The sequence below is a fragment of the Enterococcus sp. DIV1368f genome, from assembly GCF_051712245.1.
Lineage (GTDB): Bacteria > Bacillota > Bacilli > Lactobacillales > Enterococcaceae > Enterococcus > Enterococcus faecalis.
Window position 1 is genome coordinate 1,929,465 of record NZ_JBIOON010000001.1, and the last position, 26,702, is coordinate 1,956,166.

The 26,702-nt window shown below is 36.0% G+C and carries 17 protein-coding genes and 2 pseudogenes; 7 read left to right on the forward strand and 12 right to left on the reverse strand.

The features are described from left to right. The first annotated feature begins 149 nt into the window (after positions 1-149). Positions 150-1,109, forward strand: a complete 960-nt coding sequence (locus IGL07_RS09450; RefSeq protein WP_002389307.1) for a Gfo/Idh/MocA family protein — start codon at positions 150-152, stop codon at positions 1,107-1,109. A gap of 46 nt (positions 1,110-1,155) precedes the next feature. Here the strand turns inward: IGL07_RS09450 and asnS are convergent, their stop codons facing one another. The 9 genes and pseudogenes from asnS to rseP form a co-directional block, all read right to left on the reverse strand. After that, positions 1,156-2,508, reverse strand: coding sequence for an asparagine--tRNA ligase (gene asnS / locus IGL07_RS09455; protein ID WP_002376912.1), 1,353 nt, complete (start codon positions 2,506-2,508; stop codon positions 1,156-1,158). A 16-nt stretch (positions 2,509-2,524) separates the two neighbouring features. Next, positions 2,525-3,724 (reverse strand): pyridoxal phosphate-dependent aminotransferase, encoded by a 1,200-nt coding sequence (locus tag IGL07_RS09460; RefSeq protein WP_002376910.1) that lies wholly within the window; start codon positions 3,722-3,724, stop codon positions 2,525-2,527. A gap of 38 nt (positions 3,725-3,762) precedes the next feature. After that, positions 3,763-4,281, reverse strand: coding sequence for a cell wall elongation regulator TseB-like domain-containing protein (locus tag IGL07_RS09465; protein WP_025189406.1), 519 nt, complete (start codon positions 4,279-4,281; stop codon positions 3,763-3,765). Positions 4,282-4,356: 75 nt separating this feature from the next. Continuing rightward, positions 4,357-7,146: an ATP-dependent DNA helicase DinG gene (locus IGL07_RS09470; RefSeq protein WP_075575400.1), complete on the reverse strand. Its 2,790-nt coding sequence runs from the start codon at positions 7,144-7,146 to the stop codon at positions 4,357-4,359. Positions 7,147-7,326: 180 nt separating this feature from the next. Then, a pseudogene (locus tag IGL07_RS09475) lies at positions 7,327-8,702 on the reverse strand (hypothetical protein). Positions 8,703-8,918: 216 nt separating this feature from the next. Continuing rightward, positions 8,919-10,376 (reverse strand): amino acid permease, encoded by a 1,458-nt coding sequence (locus IGL07_RS09480; protein WP_002356790.1) that lies wholly within the window; start codon positions 10,374-10,376, stop codon positions 8,919-8,921. 210 nt (positions 10,377-10,586) lie between these two features. After that, entirely contained in the window at positions 10,587-14,942 is a 4,356-nt protein-coding gene (locus tag IGL07_RS09485) for a PolC-type DNA polymerase III (protein ID WP_002381593.1), read from the reverse strand. A 250-nt stretch (positions 14,943-15,192) separates the two neighbouring features. After that, entirely contained in the window at positions 15,193-16,911 is a 1,719-nt protein-coding gene (locus IGL07_RS09490; protein WP_002359769.1) for a proline--tRNA ligase, read from the reverse strand. A 71-nt stretch (positions 16,912-16,982) separates the two neighbouring features. Beyond that, entirely contained in the window at positions 16,983-18,251 is a 1,269-nt protein-coding gene (gene rseP, locus IGL07_RS09495) for an RIP metalloprotease RseP (RefSeq protein ID WP_002362168.1), read from the reverse strand. 415 nt (positions 18,252-18,666) lie between these two features. Here rseP and IGL07_RS09500 point away from each other — a divergent pair, with 415 nt between their 5' ends. Further along, entirely contained in the window at positions 18,667-19,446 is a 780-nt protein-coding gene (locus IGL07_RS09500; protein WP_002359767.1) for an SDR family oxidoreductase, read from the forward strand. Positions 19,447-19,531: 85 nt separating this feature from the next. Beyond that, positions 19,532-20,134, forward strand: coding sequence for a YczE/YyaS/YitT family protein (locus IGL07_RS09505; protein WP_002393123.1), 603 nt, complete (start codon positions 19,532-19,534; stop codon positions 20,132-20,134). Positions 20,135-20,190: 56 nt separating this feature from the next. Here the strand turns inward: IGL07_RS09505 and IGL07_RS09510 are convergent, their stop codons facing one another. Next, entirely contained in the window at positions 20,191-20,421 is a 231-nt protein-coding gene (locus IGL07_RS09510) for a hypothetical protein (RefSeq protein ID WP_438747331.1), read from the reverse strand. Between the two features lie 317 nt (positions 20,422-20,738). Here IGL07_RS09510 and IGL07_RS09515 point away from each other — a divergent pair, with 317 nt between their 5' ends. Further along, the gene (locus tag IGL07_RS09515; RefSeq protein WP_075575401.1) at positions 20,739-21,071 is read left to right on the forward strand and encodes an ATP-binding protein; all 333 of its coding nucleotides are present in this window, start codon (positions 20,739-20,741) and stop codon (positions 21,069-21,071) included. Then, positions 21,022-21,593 (forward strand): annotated as a pseudogene (locus tag IGL07_RS09520) (CHAP domain-containing protein); the annotation flags it as partial. The gene IGL07_RS09515 and the pseudogene IGL07_RS09520, both read left to right, overlap by 50 nt. Before the next feature lie 50 nt (positions 21,594-21,643). On the opposite strand, the gene IGL07_RS09525 reads toward IGL07_RS09520, so the two are convergent. Together IGL07_RS09525 and IGL07_RS09530 are read right to left on the reverse strand one after the other, a co-directional pair. After that, positions 21,644-22,237 (reverse strand): response regulator transcription factor, encoded by a 594-nt coding sequence (locus tag IGL07_RS09525; protein WP_002362865.1) that lies wholly within the window; start codon positions 22,235-22,237, stop codon positions 21,644-21,646. After that, positions 22,234-24,195 carry a sensor histidine kinase gene (locus IGL07_RS09530; protein WP_002404120.1) on the reverse strand — a complete coding sequence of 654 codons (1,962 nt, stop codon included), beginning with the start codon at positions 24,193-24,195 and terminating at the stop codon, positions 22,234-22,236. Before IGL07_RS09530 ends, IGL07_RS09525 begins: the two co-directional genes overlap by 4 nt. Before the next feature lie 460 nt (positions 24,196-24,655). Here IGL07_RS09530 and IGL07_RS09535 point away from each other — a divergent pair, with 460 nt between their 5' ends. Together IGL07_RS09535 and IGL07_RS09540 are read left to right on the forward strand one after the other, a co-directional pair. After that, entirely contained in the window at positions 24,656-24,793 is a 138-nt protein-coding gene (locus IGL07_RS09535; RefSeq protein WP_002414657.1) for a hypothetical protein, read from the forward strand. 174 nt (positions 24,794-24,967) lie between these two features. Beyond that, positions 24,968-26,698 carry an asparagine synthase-related protein gene (locus tag IGL07_RS09540; protein ID WP_010817498.1) on the forward strand — a complete coding sequence of 577 codons (1,731 nt, stop codon included), beginning with the start codon at positions 24,968-24,970 and terminating at the stop codon, positions 26,696-26,698. The last annotated feature ends 4 nt before the right edge of the window (positions 26,699-26,702 follow it).

The following is a 26,702-nucleotide window of genomic DNA, read 5'->3' on the forward strand; positions in this document are numbered from 1 at the left end:
TTTACTGAAATTCTCTAAAAAAAGCATCTTTTTATCTCTGGATTTTATCATATTTACAAAATTGTCCTTGTTTTCTAATTTCTCTTGTTTACAGTATAATAAATAATGAAGAAGATTTGAAGAAATTGCATAGATTAGGAGGACTTCTTTTGACAAAAAAATTATATCAATGGGGCATCGTCGGATTAGGTGGGATTGCCCACGAATTTGCTTCAACGTTTAAACAAGAAACTAGCCAACTTGCAGCTGTTGCTTCACGGACATTGACTAAAGCAGAACAATTTGCCGCTGATTATTCAATCCCCAAAGCCTATGGTTCTTATGAAGAATTGCTAGCAGATGAAACGATCGATGTTGTCTATATAGCAGTGCCAAATAAACAACATGCTGAACACATTTTAAAAGCGCTCCAGGCTGGAAAACATGTGTTGTGTGAAAAAGCTATTACGATGAACGCTGCAGAATTAAAACAAGCCTTGGCAGTTGCAGAAAAAAATGACCTTATTTTAGCAGAGGCCATGACTATTTTTAACATGCCACTATACGACGAATTACGTCGCTTGATGGATGCTGGCAAATTTGGTCAGTTAAAAATGATTCAAGCACCATTTGGAAGTTACAAAGAACCCGATCCTAAAAATCGCTTTTTTAATCCTGACTTAGCAGGCGGCGCATTGTTAGATATTGGTACTTATGCGGTTTCGTTTGCTCGTTGGTTTCTCAGCTCACAGCCAGACGTTTTAGCTTCTAGCATGGTTCCCTTCTCTACTGGTGTTGATGAACAATCGGTGACATTGCTTCGGAATAAAGAAAATGAGTTGGCTACTATTTCATTAACATTCCAAGCAAAAATGCCAAAGCAAGGAATTGTTGCTTTTGAAGATGCCTATATTACCATTACAGATTATCCACGCGCAGATGAAGCGATTGTTCACTACAACGACGGTACGGTTGAGACCATCGTTTCTGGGTACTCAGCTGAAGCCATGAATTACGAAATCTACAATATGGTTGAAGCAATCAAAGGTACACAACCCAACCGCTCCTTATTTTTCACGACAGAAGTCATTGATATTTTGGACCAGATGCAAAAATTATGGCAGAATTAAAAAAAAGAACTTCGGCTTTTGCTGAAGTTCTTTTTTTATTTGTTCTCTATGGATAAATACGGTTTAACATACGTGGGAACGGAATCGCTTCACGAATGTGTTCATTACCAGTAATGAACGTAACAGCACGTTCTAAACCTAATCCGAAGCCAGAATGTGGCACTGAACCGTATTTACGTAAATCTAAATACCAGCTGTATTCTTCTTCAGATAAGCCAAACTCAGCTACTTTTTCTTTCAAATAATCATAATCAGTTGCACGCTCTGAACCACCGATAATTTCACCATAACCTTCTGGCGCAATTAAATCGGCACAAATTACAACATCTTCACGTGTTGGATGTGGTTTCATATAGAAGGCTTTAATTGCTTTTGGATAATTTAAAATGAATGTTGGAACGCCATAGTAATTTGAAATAAAGGTTTCATGTGGGCTACCAAAGTCTTCGCCCCATTCAATGTGATCATAATCATTGTTTGCTTCTTCTTTTTGTAATAACTCAATCGCATCATCGTAAGTAATACGTTTGAATGGTTCCGAAACATATTTTTCCAGTAACGCTGTATCACGTTCTAAAACATCCAATGGATATTGTTGATTTTTCAATACTGATTTAATTAAATGTTTTACGTAGGCTTCTTGAATATCTAGTGATTCTTCATGAGTTGTGTATGCCATTTCTGGTTCAATCATCCAGAATTCCGTTAAGTGACGACGAGTTTTGGATTTTTCCGCACGGAAGGTTGGTCCAAAAGTAAAGACTTTTCCAAATGCCATCGCACCAGCTTCTGCATATAATTGACCTGTTTGTGATAAGAATGCTGGTTGTCCGAAGTAATCTGTTTCAAATAATTCTGTTGTGCCTTCTGGTGCTGAGCCTGTTAAAATTGGGCTATCAATTTTAATGAATCCTTGTTCGTTAAAGAACTCGTAAGTAGCACGAATAATTTCGTTACGAACTAACATGATTGCATGTTGTTTGCTTGAACGTAACCATAAATGACGATGATCCATTAAGAAATCTGTGCCGTGTTCTTTCGGCGTGATTGGGTAATCTTCTGAAGCGCCAACGACTTCTAAATCAGTGATATCCATTTCATAGCCGAATTTAGAACGGCTATCTTCTTTGATAACACCAGTAACCATGACTGCTGTTTCTTGTGATAAATGTTTAATTTCTTGGAATTTTTCTGTACCAGCTTCTTCACCAAAAGCTTCAATGAAGTTTGGTTTGAACACGACACCTTGGAAAAAGGCTGTCCCGTCACGTAATTGTAAAAAGGCAATTTTTCCGCTTGAGCGTTTGTTAGCAATCCAAGCGCCAATTTTTACTGTTTCTCCAACATGTTTGTTTGAATCAATAATTTGAATTTGTTCCACGTTTGTCTCTCCGTTCATTTCTTAGTTTATTCTTTTAGGCGTTGTGCTGAATCCGTTTCTTTTCTATAAAGTCGTTCATTCGCTCAATCGCTTTTTCTAACGTCATTAAATCTGTCGCATAGCTCATCCGCACATGTTCTGGTGCACCAAAGCCCTCTCCCGTTACCAGAGCAACATGCGCTTCTTGTAATAAATCTTCCACCCAATTAGTCACGTTATCATACCCACAAATTTCTAATGTTTTTTTGACATTCGGGAATAGATAAAAGGCGCCTTCAGGTTTTATTAGCGAAACACCTGGCAAAGCTGCTACTTTTGGATAGATATGATTCAGGCGTTTTTCAAAGGCCTGACGCATGTCTTCAACTGTCGTCTGTTCACCTGTTAAAGCCTCAATTGCCGCATATTGGCTAACTGCGACTGGATTACTGGTGGATTGTGAAGCGAGTTGTGTCATTGCTTGAATAATTTTTTCATCACCGACTGCAAAACCAATGCGCCAGCCTGTCATTGCATATGTTTTGGAAACACCATTAATAATGATTGTCTGTTGACGAATTGCTTCTGAGATGGTTGCAATTGGTGTGAACCGATGTCCATTGTACACCAAACGACCATAAATATCATCTGCAATAATGAGGATATTATGAGCAACTGCCCATTCACCAATTTGTCGTAATTCTTCTTCCGTATAAATAACACCAGTTGGGTTAGATGGTGAATTTAAAATGATTGCTTTCGTTTTGTCTGTTCGTACAGCTTCTAATTGTGCGACTGATACTTTAAATGATTGCTCTTGCGTGCTTGATACAAACACTGGCTTGCCTTCTGCTAACTTGACTTGTTCACCATAACTTACCCAATAAGGGACAGGGATAATCACTTCGTCCCCAACGTTCAAAATGGCTTGAAATAATAGATACAGCGCATATTTGGCACCATCTGTCACAATAACTTGCTTGGGTTGATAACAAAGTTGATATTCTCGTTCCACATAAGAAACAATTGCTTGCTTTAATTCAGGAATGCCGCCAGAAGGTGTGTAATAACTTGCTCTTCCATCCTCAATTGAAGCAATTGCTGCTTTTTGAATATTTTTCGGGGTTACAAAATCTGGTTCCCCAACCGTTAAGCTTAAAACATCTACACCTTTTGCTTTTAATGCTTTCGCTTTGGCGGCAGCTGCTAATGTAACAGAAGGAGTCAATTGCTGTGCTCGATTTGATACGTTCATACACCTTTCACTCCCACTTTCATCAAAACCTATCTAAATTAAATATCTTTGACAACGTTAATCTCTTCGCCTTTATCAAAGCTCATCAGATAATACGTTAGTACTCCTTGATCATTTTCGGTGACCACTTCCCATGCAGGGCGCTTATCATAAAGCCCTAACGTAGCTTTCATCACCGATTCATCGGGATGGGCTTTAGCAACCATGTCTGTTATTTGTTGTTCAGTTTGACCATCTTTTTGATTTAAGACCGTGACTTTTTCTCCCGATTTAGGGACAATCACGACAATCTCTGTGCCTTTATCATTTTTGCCGGTTAAAGTAAAATACGTATTTTTGCGTGTAAACCAGTAAAATTTATCAACTGTTTCTAAATTAGCAGAAGTTTTGGCAATTGCGGTTGCTTCTTTTTTGGCTTGAGCCATTGGTTGATTGGTTCGTACAAAAAAGATAATTATTGTTACAAGAATTGCTAAAAGGATTGCCAATAGGGTTAAAAGGACAGTAATCCGTTTCTTCTCTTTCTTTTCTTCTAATTCCTCCAAAAATCCTTCCATCCTCTCTAAACTTACTGGGTCTTATTATAGCAGAAAAATAGCGGCCTTTCACAAATATGACCTAAAAATAATCGATTATTTGTTTAAAAATTCCTTTAATTCTTCTAAAATTTCAGGCATGGGCGCTTCTTTTACTGAGAGTCCCTTAGGAAACGCTTTGATTAATCGTTTGCCATATTTTGCAGTGACTAAACGACGATCCAGAATCAGCAATGCCCCTCTGTCTTCTTCAGAACGGATTAGACGGCCCAGTGCTTGTCGCAAACGTAAGGCTGCTTTCGGTACCGCTTCTTGAGCAAATGGTTGTATCCCTTCTGCTTCTAAATATGCATATTTTGCTTGCACAAGTGGTCGTTTCGGATTTTCAAAAGGTAAACGCGTGACTATCAATAACTGTAAAGCTGTTCCTGGTAAGTCCACGCCTTCCCAAAAGCTATCGGCTCCTAGCAAGACATTCGGTTTTCCATTAGAGAACCGTTTAAGAATTTTTTCACGACTGCCGCTAATCCCTTGGGCGAGGACCTCTTGTCCTTTTTCCAATAATCTTGGCTGGACTTGATGATACACGGTGGACAATAATTCATGCGAAGTAAAAAGAACCAACATCGAACGTTCCTCTTGCGCCATCAATTTTTCAATGGTATCTGAAATGTATTGACCCATTTCATAGAAAGAGGCATTTTGAATGGCTACTGCTTCTTCCGGTACATAGACTCGCGCATTTTCTGCATAGTTATATGGCGTTGGCAGGGTTTTGAACGTCACCTCTGTTAAACCTAACCGTTGCGGTAAATACTTTTTATTGTTGCCAAACTTCAATGTGCCGCTTGTATAAATAATTCGTTCATACCGCGGATACCACTTTGTTTCAGGAAGCAAACTAGCTTCTAAGTCATGAATTTCAATCAAGCCATGGTCTTCATTTTGTGGTAAATATTCTTTTACCCAACGTGGACGCCAATCATCAAGATAAATGGTAAAACAGTGGTGAATACGTTCAATTTCATCAAAAAATTGAAACAAGCGAACAAAAACGATGCGATCAGCCAAACTAAAGGTTTCCAACTGACTCATAATTGTTTGCTGTAACTTACTTTGAATAGTTAACAACTCCTGCAGTAAAAGCTGGAGCGTTTGACTATGTTTTTCTCCCGCAGCAGATAAATAATCAATACGTTCTTTGGTTAAAAGCAACTCCTGATGGTCTATCCGCTTCTGCGTTTTACTAAATAAACGATGCAATTCAAAAAGAAAATCTTGCCATTCATCCACAAAATCCAGTAAACCTTGCTGATAAATTTTTACAAGCCGCTGCTCTTCAGAAAACTGTTGAAAAATTTGCTGTAAAGCAACAAAAAGTTGTTCTTTTTCAATAAAATGCGTGACTTGTTTTTTTAGTATCACACTGTTCACTCGTTCGCTCGCCATCCGACTAGCGATGTCTGGTAAATGATGTGCTTCATCAATAATTAGCCACGGACTTTCAGGTAATAACGGTTGTTTCCTTAGCGACTCTTGCGCCAAAAATGCATGATTAACAATCAACACGTTACTTTGAGCGACTTTTTTATACAGATGTCTTAAAAAGTCAACTTCATAAAGTTCATCTTTTTTTGAAAGAAAATCCAATCCGCGATGTGTAACTTCTTTCCAGAATAAATGATTTAAATTCGTCAATTGTAGTTCATCTAAATCGCCCGTTTCTGTTTCTAGCAACCAGACGAGAACGCCCATTTGATAAAGAGCGTATTGTTTTTGCGGAGTTGGCTGATTCAACGTTGCCTTAAAGCGTTGTAAATCAAGATAGTGTCGATGGCTTTTAATAACAATGCCACGTAATTTCCCTTGGCAGATTTGATTGGCTAACGGTAAATCTTTTTCTACTAATTGATTTTGTAAAACAATCGAAACTGTTGAAATAATGACTGGTTTTTCTGGCGTTGCTAAATAGCTCATCGGTAACAGATAGCCTAATGTTTTTCCCGTTCCAGTCGCCGCTTCAATAAATAAATCTTTTGTCGTTCCTTCTGTAAAATGATCATAGACTAAATTCATCATCCGACTCTGTTCCGCACGATAAGCGAAACGTTCGCCAAACAGTTTTTCTTTGGCTTTTTTAGTTTTGGGATACGTACTAGTCTGATAGAACGTTTCTTCAAAAAGAGGAACTTCTTTTTTGCGTAAAGCAATGCCACTGACCACTTGATAAGCTGGATTTAATGGTGTCACTTGTTTTTTCATTTGTTCATATGTTTGTTGAATAAAGGCACTGGTTTCCCGCGCTGTCTGTTGACTTAATTCCGCAATTTTTTCCATAGTGACTAATGGTAAAGATTTCATTTTTTCTTGAATTAATAACAAAAGTTCGGCTGTAACCTGCGCATCACTATCTGCTTGATGGGGATTCTCATGAGACAAACCTAAACTTTCCGACAAATCACTTAAACGGAAACTTTTTTCTGTCGGTAAAAAAATCTGTGCCAATTCCACTGTATCAATGGCTGGAATGGTAAGTGGCGGCGTGCCACACCGTACCAGTTCACGAGCTAAAAAATTATAATCAAAGTGGACGTTATGCGCCACAAAAATAGTATCTTCCAGATAATGATAAATTGTATGTGCTACATCTTCAAAATAAGGCGCTTTTTGAACTTGCGTATTACTAATCCCCGTTAAACTTTGAATTTGTTTTGGTACTACTTGATTGGGATTCACATCTGTCGCAAAGTTCGCAATAATCTTTCCATCTTGAACGAGAACGCATCCAAACTGAATGATCCGATCACTTGTAGGATCTGTTCCAGTCGTTTCAAGGTCAACTACTGCATACACTTGTTTGTCTTTCAATGACTTCACGCCTTTCATTCATCTTTGAAAATTATACTACAATTTATAGGATTTTCACTAGTATTTCAAAAATTCTCTTGAAATCTTTTCCAGAGATAATAAGAAAGAACCTGAAACAAAAATCCAAAGTGATTTTTGTTTCAGGTTTAAAAACTGATAAACTGAACGTTTTTGTCTTACCTTCTCCTAAATAAACGATTAATAACAGTCAAGGATTTTCTGCATATACTGGTTTAATTGCCCATAGCCTTCCAATTCTCTGATTACTGGGAGCGGACAACGAACCTTTTTATTAAATAGTGTCCGCTTTTCAACATATTCTGTAACTTCATCTAAAAATTTATCTAATCCTTTTTCTAATTTCATACAACTTAACTGATTGCAAATTCGCACGTCTCCTGCTTTTTTCTTTTGAACTTGTTTAAATGATTGTGAGAATGCTTTTGCTTCAATCATTTGTGCTTCTAACTGTCTTTTTTCAATCGTTATTTTCGGTACTACTTGATTTCCATCAGTATCCTCTAATTGGCGACTCATAAAGCGACGATAAATTTCCTCTTCTAATTCGTCCAATTGTCGTTGAAAGTCTGCAGGAATTGTCCGACTTGATGAACTTTCTTCTTCACTTTCCATAGAGGCAGCTTCTTTTTCTGGCTTCTGCTCCTCTTCTTTTTTGACAGACTCATTCACTGAATTTAGCGAGCTTTTTTCTGTTTCTTGTAGAAAAGTAAATAAAGGTTTTGCCGCGGTACTCTGTTGGTTTTCTTGTTTTTTTCTGGCAGCGCTTCTTTAAATGGCGCTGGTTCAGATAGCACTGGTTCTTTCGCTGGTTCTTCAAGCGCTGGTTTGTTAACAGGAAGCTCTGCTTCACTTGTTGCTACAGTTGTTTCAACTTCTTGATTTTCCCGATTATCAGGCGAGAGATTGACGTCTGGTTGTTTCAGATTAGCATCCTCTGATACTTTCAGCGATGCCTGTTCTGCGGTTATCACAGGAGAAGCTCTTTTCAAATGGATCGTTTTTATTTGTCTAGAAATGACGGGATTTCTCGTTTGATTAACGGCTTCATTCAAGGAGGCTAAATTTTCTTTTAAAAGTGTCAACATTTCACGTAAGACAGCAATTTCACCAGCTAATTCCGTTATTTGATTTTCTTGCGGCACTACTTGCACATTGGTTTCATTCGTACGGACTGTTTTTTTATTTTTAGTTGTCGGTATTTCATACATCCATTGTTTTAGTGCGAATCGTAAGTCACGAGTGGTCGGCTCAAAGCTTCCAAAATAAATAGTGTAGTACATTAACTCCGTTTCAACATAGACATAAATCTTTTTAACAATTAACTCTTCAAACTGTTCTGATTCATCCCAACTTTCACATAAAGCCTCAAAAAATTGTTCCCCTTCTGCTAAATTTTGATACTCTTTCGCTAAATAAAGCTTGCGAATTAAGTAAAAATTATACGGTGTTTCAACATTATCCGCATAAATTTCTCGTCCTAAAAAATCTGGATTCGTTTCTTTACAAAGAAAGACCGTTTTCTCTTCTGGTTGTGTTTCAAGTGTTTTAGTCATGAGGTTCACTTCCTTTTTCTCCGTTAATAACCATTTTTAATGATAGATACCTTTAGTATACAGGAGAAATTCTTCTGATTTTCTCATATTTTTAAGAGACAATAGAAATTTTAGAGAAAAATCGACAGAAAAAAACGTGAGACAAACAGTCCTATTGACCATTTATCTCACGCAAAATACTTATACTAACTATTTTATCCTTGGACATGTAACCAATTATTCTGCTGAATCAATTGGCAAAATCGTGTCTTTTTTCTCGCGACGTGCAATTGCTGGTAAAATCATTCCTAATAGAATTAAGACGATTGGTGTCACAATGTTAGAAGCTAATTGGAACAACCAGCCTTGAGGGTCTGAGGCATACTCAAATTTAGGCACCATTCCTAGGATACAAGCAAAGGCTGTAAATAGGAAACACCAAAGACCAAACACAAAACCAATTTTAGGATTTTTAACAAATTTATATTCTGAATTAAATTGTTTGTATGCTTTGTTTAGAAGCATATAGGCAAAGAAGACCCACAAATAACGCATTGGCATAACTACAGAATTTAAGTTAGTTAGCCATTTAACCACTTCGTTCATGTCCTTCAACCCAAACATTGGTAAAGCGATAATAATACTTACTAAAATACCTGTTAATAAGTAACCATTAATTAACGTACCTTTTTTCGTACGTTTACGTAACCAACTTGGAACAAATTCTGGATCTGCTTCAGCTAAAAGAATTTTCAGTGGAGCATCAATTGAAAAGGCTAGCGCAGCCACTTGACCCACTGTATTCGTTAACGCATAAACAATCATTAAGAGATTACCGACACCATAATACGCACCTAATTTTTGGAAGGCACTGTAGGCACCATTTGCCATTAAATCTTTAGGAATATTATCACTTGAGAATAACATTCCCATTGCAAATGAACCTAAAACAGCCGATAAACCAACCATTGCTGCTAGGAAAATCATTCCTTTAGGGAACTCTTTGGCTGGATTTTTAGTTGCATTTACGTAAGGAGAAATTTTTTCAGCGCCACCTACCGCAAAAACTAACATTGATACGGTTGTAAAATAACTAAAGTCAAATTTAGGAATGTAAGTACTGACTTGTGACATGTTTGGCGTCGCAAATTCAACCGTTGAATTAATAAATGGTGCGCCTACCGCTAATAAAATGAATAAAATAGACATCACAAACATGGCGGTTCCAGCTAAACCACCAATAACTTTTAAGGTGGTTAACCCTTTTGTTGATAATAACAAGAAAACCAAGAAAATTATTAATGAAATAAATGATACCGTTACAATTGGCATCGTATTGACTAGGTTTCCATTTCCTTGAACTGCCCAACCTAAGGCAATTAAAATTGCTTGTGGTTTTTGTGCCAAGTAAGGAATGTGCACTACCCAATAAGTCCATGCTGCATAATAGGCTAGACGTTTAGTACTGGTGTTTTGCACCCACGAACTAACCCCACCATTGCTGTCTTTAAATGTTGAACCTAACTGTCCTACGATTAACGCATAGGGAATAAAATATAAAACTAAAATCAAAAGCCATGAAGTGACCACTGAAATCCCTTGTTGTGCATAATTATTCACAACATTTCCAAGACCCCAGACCATGTTAAAGGCAATTAACCCGACGGTGAACCATCGTAATTGCTTTTTGTCCATATAACCAATTCCTTTCTTATTAAAAAAATAAAGCTCTTCATTTATCATAAGCATTTTACTTTTTATGCACAAGCTCAACATAATTAAATAAAGATGGCTTTTTAATAAGTAATTAAAACGCTTCTAGCAATGATTTTCTAATTTATTTGATGACTAAAAAAGGCCGGTGAATAAGTTGCTTCACCAGCCTTTTTCTAAGAGATTTTTCTTTTATAACATATCAAATAATGATAATTGGTTTTCATCTGGCAAGTCTTTTAAGACACCATTTTCATTCATGTATTCAATCAATGTTTTAGAAACTTTACCTCGTGTTGCCAAATCTTCTTTCGACAAGAACGGTTGCTCTTCTCGCGCAGCGACAATGGCTTTCGCTACGTTGAGGCCTAAACTTGGCACTGCTCGGAAAGGTGCAATCAAGGTATCCCCTTCAATCACAAAATTTTCAGCATCTGATTTGTACAAATCAATCATGCCAAATTTATAGCCCCGTTCCAACATTTCATTACATAATTCTAAAACCGTTAATAAGTTTTTCTCTTTGGTGGAGGCGTCCATCCCTTTGTCCGTAATTTCTTTCATTCGTGCTTTCACAGCTTCTTTCCCTTGTGACATTGCCACTAAGTCAAAGTCATCCGCCCGAACGGAGAAAAATGCACAGTAATATAAGATTGGGAAATAAACTTTAAAGTAAGCGACCCGCAATGCCATTAATACGTATGCTGCCGCATGGGCTTTCGGGAACATATATTTAATTTTAGAACAAGAATCAATATACCAGTCAGGGACGTTGTTTTCCTTCATCGCATTTAAATACGTATCCCGTAGTTCATCAGGAATCTTATTCCATTGTCCTTTACGTACCGTTTCCATAATCTTAAAGGCCATCCCACTGTCCAAACCAGCATGAATTAAATAAACCATGATATCATCCCGACAACCAATTACTTCAGCAAGATTGGCTTCGCCACGGCGAATCAATTCTTCTGCATTCCCTAGCCACACATCGGTTCCGTGAGACAGTCCAGAAATTTGAAGTAATTCTGCAAAAGTTGATGGATGGGTCTGTTCTAACATACCTCGAACGAAACGTGTCCCAAATTCAGGAATTCCTAAAGTTCCTGTTTTAGAATAAATTTGCTCTGCATCCACACCTAGAACATCAGGTCCTTCAAAAATACGCATCACTTCTGGATCGTCTGTTGGGATGGTTTTTGGCTCAATCCCAGATAAATCTTGTAACATCCGAATCACGGTTGGATCATCATGTCCCAGAATATCAAGTTTTAAAATATTATCGTGAATGGAATGGAAATCAAAGTGCGTCGTTTTCCATTCTGCCTCTTGATCATCAGCAGGGTATTGGATTGGCGTAAAGTCATAAACATCCATGTAATCAGGAATTACAATAATACCGCCGGGATGCTGCCCAGTCGTCCGTTTAACCCCTGTTGAACCTTTAGCTAAGCGATCAATTTCAGCACCACGCAAATGTAAATTATGATCTCTTTCATATCCTTTAACAAAGCCATACGCTGTTTTGTCGGCTACTGTACCAATGGTTCCTGCCCGGTAGACATATTCTTCACCAAAAAGAACTTTCGTGTAGTTATGGGCTTCGGCTTGATAATCGCCAGAAAAGTTCAAATCGATATCGGGAACTTTGTCGCCATGGAATCCTAAGAACGTTTCAAAAGGAATGTCGTGACCATCTTTAAACAATCGAGCGCCACATTTTGGACAGGCTTTTTCAGGCATATCAAACCCTGAACCATAGGAACCATCTTCATAGAACTCAGAATATTGACACTCAGGACAATAATAATGTGGCGCTAAAGGATTTACTTCAGTAATCCCTGTCATTGTCGCAACAAAACTCGAACCGACAGAGCCCCGTGAACCGACTAAATAGCCGTCTTCATTACTTTTATGCACCAGTTTTTGAGAAATTAAATAAATAACCGAGAAACCATTCCCGTTAATCGAATTCAGTTCCTTTTCTAACCGTTTTTCGACAATTTCTGGTAAAGGATCTCCATACAATTCGCGCGCACGATTGTAGCTTAAATCAGTGATCTCTTGTTCAGACCCAGGAATTTTTGGCGTATACAAATCGTCTTTTACTGGAATAACTTCTTCACATAAATCAGCGACTTTGTTGGGATTTTCTACTACAATTCGCTTAGCGACGTCTTGTCCTAAAAATTGGAATTCCGTTAACATTTCATCGGTGGTTCTGAAATGAACCTTTGGTAAACTATGGCGATTTAACGGATTAGCGCCACCCATAGATCCGACTAAAATTTTCCGATAGATGGCATCTTCTTCATTTAAATAATGAACATTTCCAGTGGCGACAACCAGCTTGCCAAGTTCGTCACCGATTTTCACTAGATTACTAATAATTTCTTCCAAATCTGCTTCATTTTTCACCAATTCTTGTTCAATTAATGGCGCGTAAACTGGTTTGGGCATAACTTCAATATAATCATAGAATTTGGCACGATTTTTTGCTTCTTCGACACCTTTTTGCATCATCGCTTCAAAAATTTCGCCGTTTGAACATGCGGAACCGATTAAAAGCCCTTCTCTTAACTTCGATAATTGCGAACGAGGAATCCGTGGTACTCGGAAAAAATAATCTACATTGGACATCGAAATCAATTTAAAAAGATTTTTTAATCCTGCTTGAGTTGTTGCTAAAATCGTTGCATGGAAAGGTCGAGCTCGTTTGTATGAGTCTCCTTCGCCAATATGACGATTCAAATCATCATGGAAATGCATATCATGATTCTCTTTCGCTTCTTTTAAGAAAATCCAGCACAAATGACCTGTTGATTCTGAGTCATAGATGGCACGGTGATGTTGTTCTAAGTTGACGCCAAATTTTTTCGATAAGGTATTTAGACGATGGCTTTTGAAATGTGGATACAAGAATCTGGATAATTCTAATGTATCGATGACGGGATTAGCCGCTTCAGGTATTCCATGTTTGCCATAACTTGTATTTAAGAACCCCATATCAAAAGAAGCGTTGTGGGCCACTAAAATAGTTCCTTCTGAAAACTCTTTAAACATGCGTAAAACTTCTTCTTCGGATTTTGAGCCGCGCACCATTTCATCTGTAATCCCAGTTAAATTGATCGTCGTTTGAGATAATGGATGGCCAGGATCAATAAACTGCTCGAAAGTCTCAATGACATTTCCTTTGTGCATTTTGACAGCGGCCAATTCAATAATTGTATCATAAACAGCGGAAAGCCCCGTTGTTTCCACGTCAAAGACCACATAGGTAGCATCTGTTAATTCAATATGTTCTTCGTTGTAAGCAATAGGTACACCATCATCAACAATATTGGCTTCCACGCCGTATAAAATTTTAACGCCTGCTTTTTTACCTGCAGCATGGGCATCAGGAAACGCTTGGGCGCCGCCATGATCCGTAATTGCGATGGCCTTGTGCCCCCATTTCCCCGCTTGCGCCACCAAGTCACCGACTTTATTGGTCGCATCCATTGTACTCATGTTACTATGCATGTGTAATTCTACACGTTTTTCACCTTCTGGCGCGTAGTCTTTTCTTGGCGCATGGGCGACTTCCATCAAATCTTGGGCATTCATGACTAAATCACGCATGAAGGTATCTTCTTGTACACTACCACGAACACGAATCCAACTTTGCGGTTGAATCGCATCAAAAACTTGTTCATCTTTTTCCCCATTCGAAAATTTCTTCACCACGAAAGAGGAAGTATAATCAGTAATTTTCAAAATTAAAATTTTTCGTTTAGAACGCAATTCACGCACTTCTTTATCAAAAATAAAGCCTTCAATCGTTATCCGACGTTCTTCTTCCAGTATATTTCCCATTGGCATAATGGGTTCATCATTGGGAATATTCCGACCTAAACGAATTGGACCATCAAACGCAGGCGCTTGTTGTTGTTTTTCTTTTTTCATTTGTTCATGTTTAACAAGCGATTCAGCAGCTTGTTGTTGAAAGGCTGCGGCTTGTTCTAATTTTTGCTCTTCAAACTTTTTCAGCACTTCTGCAGCTTGCTGTTGATCCATTTTTGGTTCAATATGAAATTTAGGAAACCCGTAAGAGAAATAAAGTTCCTCAATAATTGGTAAATATTGTTGCTTCAAATAAGGAATAACTGCTTCATTATCAACAGGTAAGATAATTTTCCGATCTTCAAATTGTGGTGTCTGTGTTTTTAAGACTTTCTGAACTAACGGCGTATTACATTGACTATTTAACAAGGCCAACTGCCAATAATCCGTTAATTGTTCCTCAGTAAATGTTGTCTGATTTGTGGTTATTTGAACGGATACCTGCGCAATTTGTTGAAAAGCTAGTTCCAATTGTTGCATAAATGTTTGATATAGCATCACTGGCATCAATTCATCAAAACTTAAATGAAATTCCCATAAGCGACTTTGTTGGTGAACAATGACCTTGTCAATCCGGCCATTTTGAATTAAGGGATGTTCTTTCGCTGTGTCATCTAACTGAATTTGCGTCATCAGTTTATCAAATAAATCGCGTGCTTTTTCTGTCACAAAATGAACCTCCTTCTATCATTGAAAAAAGGCCCTCAGACAAATCTGTCAAGTGCCTTTTTTCGGTTTCTCTGCATTCGCTTCTCTATTAAGTATACTCGTTTTTTGTAAAAAAACAATCTTGTTTCTTTTCTAAAAAGAGCTAAGAAGAGCTTGAAGCAAAAATCACTTTAGATTTTTGCTTCAAGCTTAAACGCTGATAAGTGGCGGAAACAGTTTATCCTAATCATTCTGTCCGCCCTTTTCATTATTATTCCACTTCTGATGTTGTGTTCATCAAAATAGAAAGTGTACTTTCTAATTCTTCCTTGCGTACTTCCAACATTTCACCAGTACGTTTGATTTTGACTTCTACCACACCATCGACTGCTTTTTTCCCGACTGTGATACGGATTGGACAACCAATTAAATCAGCATCAGCAAATTTTACGCCTGCGCGCTCGTTGCGGTCATCAACTAATACTTCGTAGCCCGCTTCGGTCATCATTGCTTCAACTTCTTGTGATAGTTTTGTTTGATACTCATCTTTCACATTCATTTGGACCACGTGTAAATCAAATGGCGCAATTCCTGTTGGCCAATTAATACCGCGCTCGTCTGCATTTTGTTCAACGATTGCTGAAAGTAAACGACTAACACCGATACCATAGCAACCCATGATCACTGATTTTTCACGACCGTTTTCATCTAAAACTGTTGCGCCCATAGCATCACTGTAACGCGTTCCTAATTTGAAGATATGACCAATTTCGATTCCTTTGGTAAAGGCTAAGACACCATTGCCATCAGGAGAAGGATCGCCTTCTTGAACAAAGCGTAAATCTTCGTAACTAATTGGTTGGAAATCACGATCTGGATTTACATTTGTCAAATGATAGCCATCTTCGTTAGCTCCAACAATGGCGTTGGCTAAATCTTGAACGGCTAAATCTGCATAAATTTTAACATCTTCGGAAACATTGACTGGACCAATTGAACCAAAGCCCGCTCCTAAGACACGGCGAGCATCTTCTTCTGTTGCTTCATCTAAGAAATCAGCGCCTAAGAAGTTTTTTAATTTGACATCATTGACATCATGATCGCCACGAACCAAGACCATTACTGGCTCTTCATCGGCAATAAATAGTACTGATTTAATAATTCGTTGTGGCTCAACTTCAAAGAAGTTTGCCACTTCGGCAATTGTACCCACTTCTGGTGTTGCAATTTTTTCTAAATCTAATTGTGTTTCATGTGATTTTTTCGGCGTATAAAGACTTGTTGCCATTTCTAAATTGGCAGCATAATCACTTTCTGTTGAATAACAAATAGTATCTTCCCCAATTTCAGAAATCGCCATAAATTCTTTAGAATCTTTACCACCCATGGCACCACCGTCCCCAATAATGGCACGGAATTCTAGTCCACAGCGTTCAAAAATGCGTGAGTAAGCTTTTTCGTAATCACGGTATGATTGATCTAAACTAGCTTCATCGGCATGGAAAGAATAGCCATCTTTCATGATAAATTCACGGCCTCTTAATAAGCCAGAACGTGGGCGTTTTTCATCACGATATTTTGTTTGAATTTGGTATAAATTCAAAGGTAATCGTTTGTAAGAATTGATTTCATCACGAATTAATTCTGTGAAGGTTTCTTCATGCGTTGGGCCTAAGATATAGTCACGGTCATTGCGATCTTTTAAGCGATACAAGTTAGGTCCATAAGTTTCATAACGACCTGATTCTTTCCAAAGTTCTGCGGGCAATAACGCAGGCATTAACATTTCAACTGCATCAATTTTCTCAAATTCTTCTCGCATAATCGTTTTTAATTTTTCTAAAACACGATTGGCTAAAGGTAAATAAGAATAGATCCCTGCAGCGACTTGACGAATATAGCCTGCGCGCAACAGAATTTGATGACTTAAGACTTCTGCATCATTTGGTACTTCTCTTAACGTTGGAATTAACATTTTTGACTGTTTCATTAAAACTCTCCTCTATTTTAAAATCAACTATTTTTGATTTCTTTACACACTTTTTTACTTAAGCTTTCTCCTTAAAAGAAAAAGCGTTGAATATCGTTCCAAGTAACTAACACCATTAACACCATGACAAACCCAAAGCCAATTAACGTAATGATGCCTTCTTTTTCAGGACTAATTGGTTTTCCACGTACACCTTCAATAATGTTTAAGACAATTTTCCCGCCATCTAAAGCTGGGATCGGCAACAAATTAATAATCCCTAAGTTCATTGACAACATGGCCATTAAGAATACAACTGTACTTACTCCAGCATTGGATGCTTCTTCCGATAACTTAAACATCATGACTGGCCCACCTAGTTTGTTTAAACTAAAGCCTGTGAATAGTGAGCCGAGTGCTTTAAAAATCTGTGTCGTACTATTTAAAGTATCCTGAATACCGCCCATCAATTTTGACGGTAAATCGGTTTTCATATAAGGATAAACGCCGACTTTACCAATCGTTTGTTTTTCCACTTTTTGTTTTTCTGGTGTCACTGTTAGTTGCTCTTCTTTGCCGTTACGCTCAACTACGAACGTTAACGGCTTTTCGGGGTTCTTCTGCACAATGGTTGTAAAATCTTCGTATTTTTTGATTTTTTGATTATTGATCGATAAGACTTTATCGTTTTCTTTCAACCCAGCTTCTGCGGCTGGGCCATTAGGAATCACTTGTCCAATTTGGTTCGTGTTTAAATCAGTGACGCCTCCTTGTAGAAAGACCGCTAACGTAAACAGAATAAACCCTAAGATAAAGTTATTCATGGGTCCCGCAAAGTTCGTCAAAATGCGTTGCGATAATTTCGCTGATTGAAATTGAACGTCAAGTGGCGCAATCCGCACCTCGGTCCCATCACTTTCAATAATCGTTGCATCATGGTCAACTTTATAAACGGTTTCTTCTTCCTCGTTTCCATTGACATAGCCCTTGATGAATAATTCTTTTTCAAGATCAAAATCAACGACTTCCATCGGAATACTATGAGGTAATTGTACTTTTTTACTTGTATTAATTTTAACCACATTACCCACGGCATTTAACTCAACAGATAGAGGCATACCTGGTGTGATTTCTGTCATGTCTTCGCCCATCCCAGCCATTCGCACATAGCCACCAATTGGCAATAAGCGAATCGTATAAGTGGTGCCATCTTTTCCACGATGCGCAAAAATCTTTGGTCCCATTCCGATTGCAAACTCACGAACTAAAATACCCGCTCGTTTTGCAAAATAAAAGTGGCCAAATTCATGTACGAGGACAAGAATACCGAAGACAATAATGAATGTGATAATTGTTTTCATAGATGTCCTTCTTCCTTCATTCACTGACGTTCAGTGCTTTTTATTATTACATGGGAAAGTCTCGTAAAACTTGCTCTGTTCCCTTCCCGATAAACCAGTGCAGCTGTTTACTGAGAACAGTCACCACTGTTAGTGAACAAATCTTTCCTTATGTAAGACAAGTTTTATTTTAGCATATTCACTCATAAATAACCATTGGACTTGACCACTTCGCCTAGATATTTTGTGTTTTTTTAGAAAACTCTATAAATGAGAGGAATTGATTACTACGACCAGTATTTTTTTAAAGACCTTCAACAATAGTAGCTAACTTTAGACCATAAACTTTTCCGACAGTTTGTCGTATTTTATCAACACGCTGATTGACATGTGCTACCATGAAAGTATTAATAGTAATTTTAGGGGGAATGAATCAATGTATGGAGAATTACATGGTAAAGTGGCCGTTGTCACTGGTGCAGCTACGGGCTTAGGATTATTTATTACTCTGCGTTATATCTTAGAGGGCATGAATGTTGTTGCTGACTATGTCGGTGAGCTGCCTAAAGAATTTGAAGATGTCCAAGCCAAGCACGCAGACCGCGTAAAATTCGTGAAGGCTGATGTCTCTAATGAAGAAGATATTAAAGCGTTAGCTGAAACCGCTTTAAAAGAGTTTGGTCATGTTGACATTTGGGTAAATAACGCCGGTGTGGAGGCTTCTTTTCCGACAATTGATATGCCATTAAAAGAATGGCAACGTGTCATTGATGTCAATTTAAACGGTGTCTTTTTGGGTTCTAGAGAGGCACTCCGAATATTTAGAGATCAAAAAATCAAAGGGTCAATCATTAATATGTCCTCCGTTCACCAAAGAATTCCTTGGCCAACGTTCGCCCACTATGCGGCAAGTAAAGGTGCAACCGAAATGTTCACGAAAACAATCGCTTTGGAATATGCGGAATATGGTATTCGTGCCAACTGTATTGCGCCTGGAGCGATTAACACACCTATTAATGCTGAAAAATTTTCCGATCCCGAACAGTTAAAACAAACAACGAGCATGGTTCCTATGGGCATTATTGGTAAACCCAATCAAGTAGCTGCTGCGGCCGCTTGGTTAGCTTCTGATGAATCCTCATACGTAACCGGAACAACACTCTTTGTAGATGGCGGGATGTCTCTATACCCTTCGTTCCAACACGGAGCTGGTTAAAAAGTAGTCTGCAACAAAAATTCTCTATGAATTTTTGTTGCAGACTTTGTACTATCACACACAAAATCTATTCAGGAGGCTTACCATGAAACTAGTCAAAAATGTTCTTTTAATTTTAATTGGTTTAGTTATTATCGGGATTGGCGCATCCACTTTAAGAGTGGCAGGTTTAGGAGTTGATCCTTTCACTGCTATGAATATCGGACTTTCTTCGATGTTTGGTATGCAATTAGGCATTTTTCAAATTATTGTCAATGCGTTTATTTTATTCTATGTCTATTTAAAAAACAAAAAAGCCATTGGTCTGGGAACTATTTTAAATATGCTTTTAGTAGGGATTTTGATTCAACAGATTTCTACTTGGCTTCAACCTTACGCCGATAGTTTAGGAGGCTCAACAATTGGCAAACTACTTTCTTTATTCGTCGGAGTTCTGATTTTTACATTTGGCTGCGCCTTATACATGGCTACAGATCAAGGCGAATCCCCCTATGATGCGATTGCGCCAACCATCTGTCAACAAATCAACAAACCTTACGCTTCTGTTCGAAAAGCACAAGATTTGTTGGTCCTATTAATTGGCTTTATTGCTGGTGGTCCAATTGGGATTGGTACAATTATTTGTGCATTTGGTGCTGGCCCACTCATTAGTTTCTGGAACAAGTTACTTCAACCTTTAGTAAAATAATTTTTTAACTAAAATATAAGAAAAAGCGATGACTTCATAGAGATTTTCTTCTCGAGTCATCGCTTTTTTATTTGTGCTTTCTTTGAAGAAGCATGATCAGGGTGTTTCTTGTTTGGCTTTCCGTTGTTATTTTGGTTGATTATTTGTTGGTAGAGTGAAAAACTAGCCGACAGAGCCTTCCAGCAAAGGGTTAGTTTTTTTAAGAGCTTCTGATAAGCTCTAATCGTTGGTATGACAGCATTATTCTTTTTCTTAGAATGTTGTGAAATACCAGTGATTTTTTTCAATTGTAGTTAGTTTTGATTTAGTTTCAAACCGTTTCAACTATAAAAATATGGATACTTTTGGATAGTTTTTAGTAAGAAAAATGCGAGCTAAACGAATAACTATAACAAAGTCAGTTTTCATGAATAAATTAATTACGACAAAAGAGTTATTTACAAACAAGAACGTACGTTTTTATAATAAACCTAGTGTTACAGTTTAAGTGCAACACTAAATTATTCTACTTGAAAGGACGATAAGTATTTGTTATTGATTTAAATTCTTTAAGCGAAATAATTTTATTGTCGTTCACTTTGAAAAGAGTAACACCAGTAAAATAATGCTCCTCGCCTTTATATTTGTACTTTTTGAATTTGTACATTTCTTCCCCTTTCAATGTGTTCAATTGTTTTATAGTACAATTATACTAAATGATATCACCGATAAAAAAGCCAATAGCCCGCACATTGCCATCACTGGACCCACTGTAAACGGAAAATCTTACTTGGCAAAGTTCATTTTCTTCCTCTCCGTTTTAATGAATGGAAAAGTCTTGTACGTTGACCCTAAATCTGAGTTTTTTAATCGGATTATGGAGGTGATCAATCATCCACTTTATTACGATTCAATTCTCAAAAACTCAAGCAGATGGAAAAACAGTCACTTACACTAATCCTATAGCTATCAACATAGGCTATGATTATCGTTATGCGTATGGCAATATGTTTTATGCTCAAATTGTTAAACAATACATCACTTCTATTTCCAACAACAATAGTCAAGGGAATTCAGCTATTGTAAAAGCAGCACTTAAAGAATTGAATGAAGGAATACATAAGGGTGGAACGAAATATTGGCAATGGTATGGCTTTAATGGACGTGTAGAATGGTGCGCTATTTTTGTTTCTTATAATGCTGAAAAAGCTGGAGTTAAAATGGAACATTTTGCCTATTGCCCAACTGGTATTGAAAATTTTAAAGCGAATAACCAATGGTTTAGGAAAGGAAGTTTGCCTAAAAATGGGAATATCATCTTTTTTGATTGGGATGGTGATTCTATCAGTTATTACGTTGGGATTGTTGAGAAAGTAGAAAATGAAGTTGTTTACACAATTGAAGAGAATTCAGGAAACAAAATTGCTAAACTAAGTTATGAAAAAATAGCCCTTATATCATGGGTTATGGTATTCCGTAAACAGCATATCTTTCTGAATAAATGTTTGATAATTTCAACATTTTTTAGTATCAATATCCTTTTACTCTAATAATTCCCAATTCAATAGCTTGAATAATTGCAGAAATGGTTGAATTTACCTCTAGCTTATTATTTATGGATACAAGATGATTATTTACTGTTCTTCTACTGATATGAAGTTGTTCTGCTATCTCCTGCTGCTTAAAACCTTCTGCAGCACATTTTAGTATCTCTTTTTCTCGTTTACTAAGAACATCTAATGTACTTTGGCACTTGGGTAGCAGATCAGTTCCATGATGTATTTTTTGTAAATCATCATACAATTCTTCAATTGTTACATTTTTATTTAATAGTCCCCATGCTCCAGATTTTATTGCTTCATTCTTGTATTCAATTAAATCAAAACCTGATAAAAAAACTATTTTTTGATTTGGAAATTTTCCAATAATTTCTTTAGATATTTCAAATCCACTTAACTCTCCAATATGGATATCCAATAATGCTAAATCTGGTTGCTCATTTTTTAGTTTATTTAAAAAAAATTCTGGATTAGTAAAACTAGTAATTGAGACATCCATTGGTTGAAATGCAATTTCAAGACTTTTAGAGAAAAGTGCATGATCGTCTAATAAATATACTTTCATGAATCTATATCCTCCTTTGCAATCGGTAAAGTTATTGTAAATTTTGTACCATGTGGATTTACAGATGATACTCTCATTTTTCCATTTAATGAATTAACCTCTTGATTTATTGATAGAATACCAAAATGTTTATTTTCAAATCCTCTAAGTTTTATTTTGCTATAATCAAAGCCTGTGCCATCATCTTGTACAATACATTCTATATAAAAGTCCCTTTGAATGAGATAAACACAAACTACTGTTGCTCGAGAGTGTTTTAGAGCATTAGTTATTAACTCTTGTATAATTCGATAAATATGAAATTTCTCTTCTTTTTTTAGATGCATTTCTTGTGGACAATAAAAATGAACAAATATAGATTCTTGTCCCTCATTGAATTTATCACAAAGAATTCGAATGCTTTGCGACACAGGCACTGTTTCAATCGTCGAAGGATATAATTCAAATATCTTGTCTCTAAAAGTTTTATTTAAAGTATCAAAAGTTTCTAATACTAATTTCTTTGTTTCTACATTTTCAGTAGACATAGATTCGATTAGTTTTTTTAAAGCCAAAATATTTTGTAAAACATTGTCATGAATAAAAAATGAAAAATCTTTATGAAAATTTTGCACCATGTTTAAATATTCATAATTCACGTATTCATCATAAGATAAACTTTCTATTTTTAATGATTCTTGTTTAATATCATATAAGCGTTCATTTTCAATAATTATTTTACCAGCAACACCAACTAAATCATATATTTCTTCATGTTTCATACTCGCCAAGTCAAAGTCTTTTTCTCTATCTATGAGTAACCAACCTAAAATTTGTTTATTCTCAAAAAAAGTGAATTTTCTATATTTATTGTTGTGATAATGGAATATGTTAGAGTCGCGTTCAAATTCAGCAATAATTTTATTCGTTAAAATCAGTTTAGAAAATTCTCCTGAGCTAGACAAAATATATGGTTGGTATTGATCTTTCCAAACCATTAAATAACTATTTATTTCGTAATGTTGCAAAAAGATTGTACTAATTAAAGTACTTACTGAAGACAAAGTCTTTTCTTTACTGATAGTTTGTACAAAATCGATCTTTTCTTTTTGGAAATCTTTCTTTCTTTGTTGAATTCGGCTCACCTCAATACTACTCAAATACCAATTCTTCAAATAAAGGATAAACAAAATCAGACAATAAAAAATAGAAATAAAATAGATATCAAGTATTGATAATCGAAGAAAATAAAAATTAATAATGAAGAAGATTCCTATACAAATAATATGGATAACTAAATTTATAATAATTGATACTTTATCTAAGCTAATTTCATTACGTTTTATTAAAATAATTCCGACTGTGATTGGGATAAGAAAAAGAACCAACCCACTTAAAATAGAAGTAGAAATAATTAACGAAAATAGCGATAAAACTAGTATTCGAATTAGAAAAACTTGTTCTTTTTTTGTTCGAATGGTTAGTCGATCTTTTCCTTTAAAATATAAAAATAAACAACCAAAAATATCCAAAATGATTACTATACTCACCATCCATATGAATTTTTCAAAATTAAGAAGCAGTAACATGGATACAATAATAGATTGTATAAATAAAATTTGATCAATTTTTTTAGAAACAGATAAAATCGAAATTAAGTTAAAAGTGACAAAAAACTTATAAACAAAGTAAGGTAAAAATGAAATTAGCAGGGATTTGACAGGATGCACAAAAGAATAAGGAAATAATCCTATTGCTAAGGAAATGGAAGTAAAAAAAGTAAGTACAGCGAAGTATCTAATCTTTTTAATATCTTTAGAGACAAAAATAATAACTGCGCAAAAAAGAATAAGTACAACAATAATCGGTACAACAGTTACTGCTTGCGATCCATACAAATAGTCATTCTGCTTAATAGTAAGTAGAGCTATCACTAAGAATACAAATAAGGATAACAAATAAACAAATTTTTCTTTCATACACTTTTCTCCAATCTAAGTATTCCTTGAATATTCTACAGTTCTTCGTTTTTTTAAAGATACTAATTTTGAATTTATAGTTTGAATAAAATTTTCTAATATCCCACTAATGTATTAAACAACACAGATTTTATTCATACTCCACTCTGTGTATTTTTTAATGATATCTTCATCTTACTCTTTCTTAAATAATTGCACAATATACTCATTACAAATAATCCCTTTTTTTGTATGATTAATATATAAGTTGAATAGAAAAAAGCTACTTAACCTTAAAAACAACGAATTAAGAGTAATTTATTTCCTGATTCTAGCTGTTTTGTTCTATTGTTTAACTAAAATATAGATGTCAAGAATTTCCTATACTCATTTTTCAGTACTAAGTAATCAAGGTAACTATTTTCTAATTTACTTGAATTAGAAAATTTAGTATACACCAACTATGAAGGAGGTGAACTCTATGACAAAGCAAAATTACAGTAAACCATCAATTGAAAAAATTGCAGGTTTTAAAGAATCTACTCGTGGTCTTTGGACAGGTAAATTTAGAGATGTATTTGGTGGACGCGCTCTTTTCCAAGTTGTAATTTATTACTAGGACAGAAAAATGGGAAATAATTATGCTAGCGGTCATCGAATTACATAATTATGCCATTGGTCATCGAATTACATAATTCGATGACCTTTTTAGTAATCCGCATAGTCTTTATTTAGGGAGGTGCTTCTAATTATTGTAAACAAATCAAATATCTCTATATCCTCAAAAAAATTGATGTTTCAAAAACGTATTACTACAGACTACACTAATATACTGCTGGTATCCAATACCGAGTACTCTCAACATACACACGATCAATTTGAAATTTACTGTATTTCTTCTGAATATTCAAGAATATTTTGCAATAAAGACCAATTTAACTACACTACTACAGAAAACATGTTAGATTATCTTCAAGCAAATATTTCTAAAGGCGTATTTGTTTTAATAAATAAAGAAGGGCTATTTATGGGAGGATCATTATTTGATGTTTCTCTTTCATGGTTGGACTCAAATGATGAACTAATCATTAGTGATTCATCAGCAAATATCGCATTATTTCTTAATTTACCAATTTCTAAATCGGCTCTTGCATTAAATCTAATTCATAATTTACCATACTACCCATTCCAAAATATTCCCTTATGGGAAAAAGTAAACACGATCCAACCATTCTATATTTTGAAATGTACAACAAATGGAATCTTAGAACCCATACAAACTTGGACACCTCCAAACTTAGAAAACAAAGTCGAATCTATTTATTCAAAAATACGAGAGCGGCTTCTAGAATTGCTTAGTCAAAATACAGTTAGTTACTCTGAGATATCCGCTGACCTTTCGGGTGGAGTTGATTCAGCAACAATTATTTATATCTTAAAAGCGCTTCAAGCTAATGTTAAACTTTATCACGCAAATGCTGATAGTGAATGGAATAGCGATTCTACATGGGCAAAATTAATCTCAAACGATATCAACGTCATATTTACTTCATTACCTTCTTTAGGTAGCTCGGGAAAAAATTTTGAAATTGATAGAGATTACTCAAACTCAGTGTTACCAGATTCTCCATTATTTTGGGCAGATACAGAGGGATATGTTGAATCCATAGAACATTCAGCATTAACTCCCGCCAATGCCACTCATTTTACAGGTCTTGGCGGGGATGAATTATTCACTCCTATGCCTGCTAACGCATGGTCTCTTGTACGACAAAATAAATTACGCAGTATAGACTTAGGCTTACGATATTGTTTACTAAATCGGATTCCTATTTCAGTTGGGACAGTAGATCTAATAAATAATAATTCCTTTAAGGAAGCTGTAAAAAATGAAATAGACAAAGGATTTGGTTATGCTAAACCAACTCGTCAAAACTCCGCACTCAACTGGTGCGGTCCAGTCACGGTACCTAATTGGCTTACGAAGCCTTACCGAGAATTAAGTTATAAAGTTCTAATAAATAAATTAGATCACACATCGAATTCTTTAGATTCCGATCGTTCTCGACACCAAATGATCGAGTCTCTACTTTTTCAAAGACATTTGGTAACTCAGATTAACAACATATATGGTGTTAATGGTATGACTTGGCAAGCTCCCTTTTTAGATGTCGATATTATTAATTACTCGTTAACTATACCAGCTCGTTACAGACAAGATCACACTGTAACAAAATCGATTTTATATAATGCCACTAAAGGACTTGTTTCAAAAAATATTTTTACACGTGGATTTAAAGGAGACTATTCCACAAGTTTGTATAAAAGTTACAAAGAAGCCGTAAAAAAGCATTCCCAGCAAGTGCACCAATTCAAATTAGTTGAATTAGGAATTGTAGATGCAGATATACTAATTTCTGAATTATCAATGCCTTCTGCTCTACATACTAGAGTTGAAGCCTTTGAGAGATTAGCAGCTGTTGAACGCTGGCTTCGTGTAGCTTTAAAAAAGAACTCAAAATAAAAGG

Excerpts from the sequence above, each read along its gene's own strand:
- asnS (WP_002376912.1), bottom strand. The coding sequence starts at position 2,508 with ATGAACGGAGAGACAAACGTGGAACAAATTCAAATTATTGATTCAAAC.
- IGL07_RS09460 (WP_002376910.1), bottom strand. The coding sequence starts at position 3,724 with ATGAACGTATCAAATCGAGCACAGCAATTGACTCCTTCTGTTACATTA.
- IGL07_RS09465 (WP_025189406.1), bottom strand. The coding sequence starts at position 4,281 with ATGGAAGGATTTTTGGAGGAATTAGAAGAAAAGAAAGAGAAGAAACGG.
- IGL07_RS09470 (WP_075575400.1), bottom strand. The coding sequence starts at position 7,146 with ATGAAAGGCGTGAAGTCATTGAAAGACAAACAAGTGTATGCAGTAGTT.
- IGL07_RS09480 (WP_002356790.1), bottom strand. The coding sequence starts at position 10,376 with ATGGACAAAAAGCAATTACGATGGTTCACCGTCGGGTTAATTGCCTTT.
- IGL07_RS09490 (WP_002359769.1), bottom strand. The coding sequence starts at position 16,911 with ATGAAACAGTCAAAAATGTTAATTCCAACGTTAAGAGAAGTACCAAAT.
- rseP (WP_002362168.1), bottom strand. The coding sequence starts at position 18,251 with ATGAAAACAATTATCACATTCATTATTGTCTTCGGTATTCTTGTCCTC.
- IGL07_RS09500 (WP_002359767.1), top strand. The coding sequence starts at position 18,667 with ATGTATGGAGAATTACATGGTAAAGTGGCCGTTGTCACTGGTGCAGCT.
- IGL07_RS09505 (WP_002393123.1), top strand. The coding sequence starts at position 19,532 with ATGAAACTAGTCAAAAATGTTCTTTTAATTTTAATTGGTTTAGTTATT.
- IGL07_RS09515 (WP_075575401.1), top strand. The coding sequence starts at position 20,739 with ATGCTCCTCGCCTTTATATTTGTACTTTTTGAATTTGTACATTTCTTC.
- IGL07_RS09525 (WP_002362865.1), bottom strand. The coding sequence starts at position 22,237 with ATGAAAGTATATTTATTAGACGATCATGCACTTTTCTCTAAAAGTCTT.
- IGL07_RS09530 (WP_002404120.1), bottom strand. The coding sequence starts at position 24,195 with ATGAAAGAAAAATTTGTTTATTTGTTATCCTTATTTGTATTCTTAGTG.
- IGL07_RS09535 (WP_002414657.1), top strand. The coding sequence starts at position 24,656 with ATGACAAAGCAAAATTACAGTAAACCATCAATTGAAAAAATTGCAGGT.
- IGL07_RS09540 (WP_010817498.1), top strand. The coding sequence starts at position 24,968 with ATGTTTCAAAAACGTATTACTACAGACTACACTAATATACTGCTGGTA.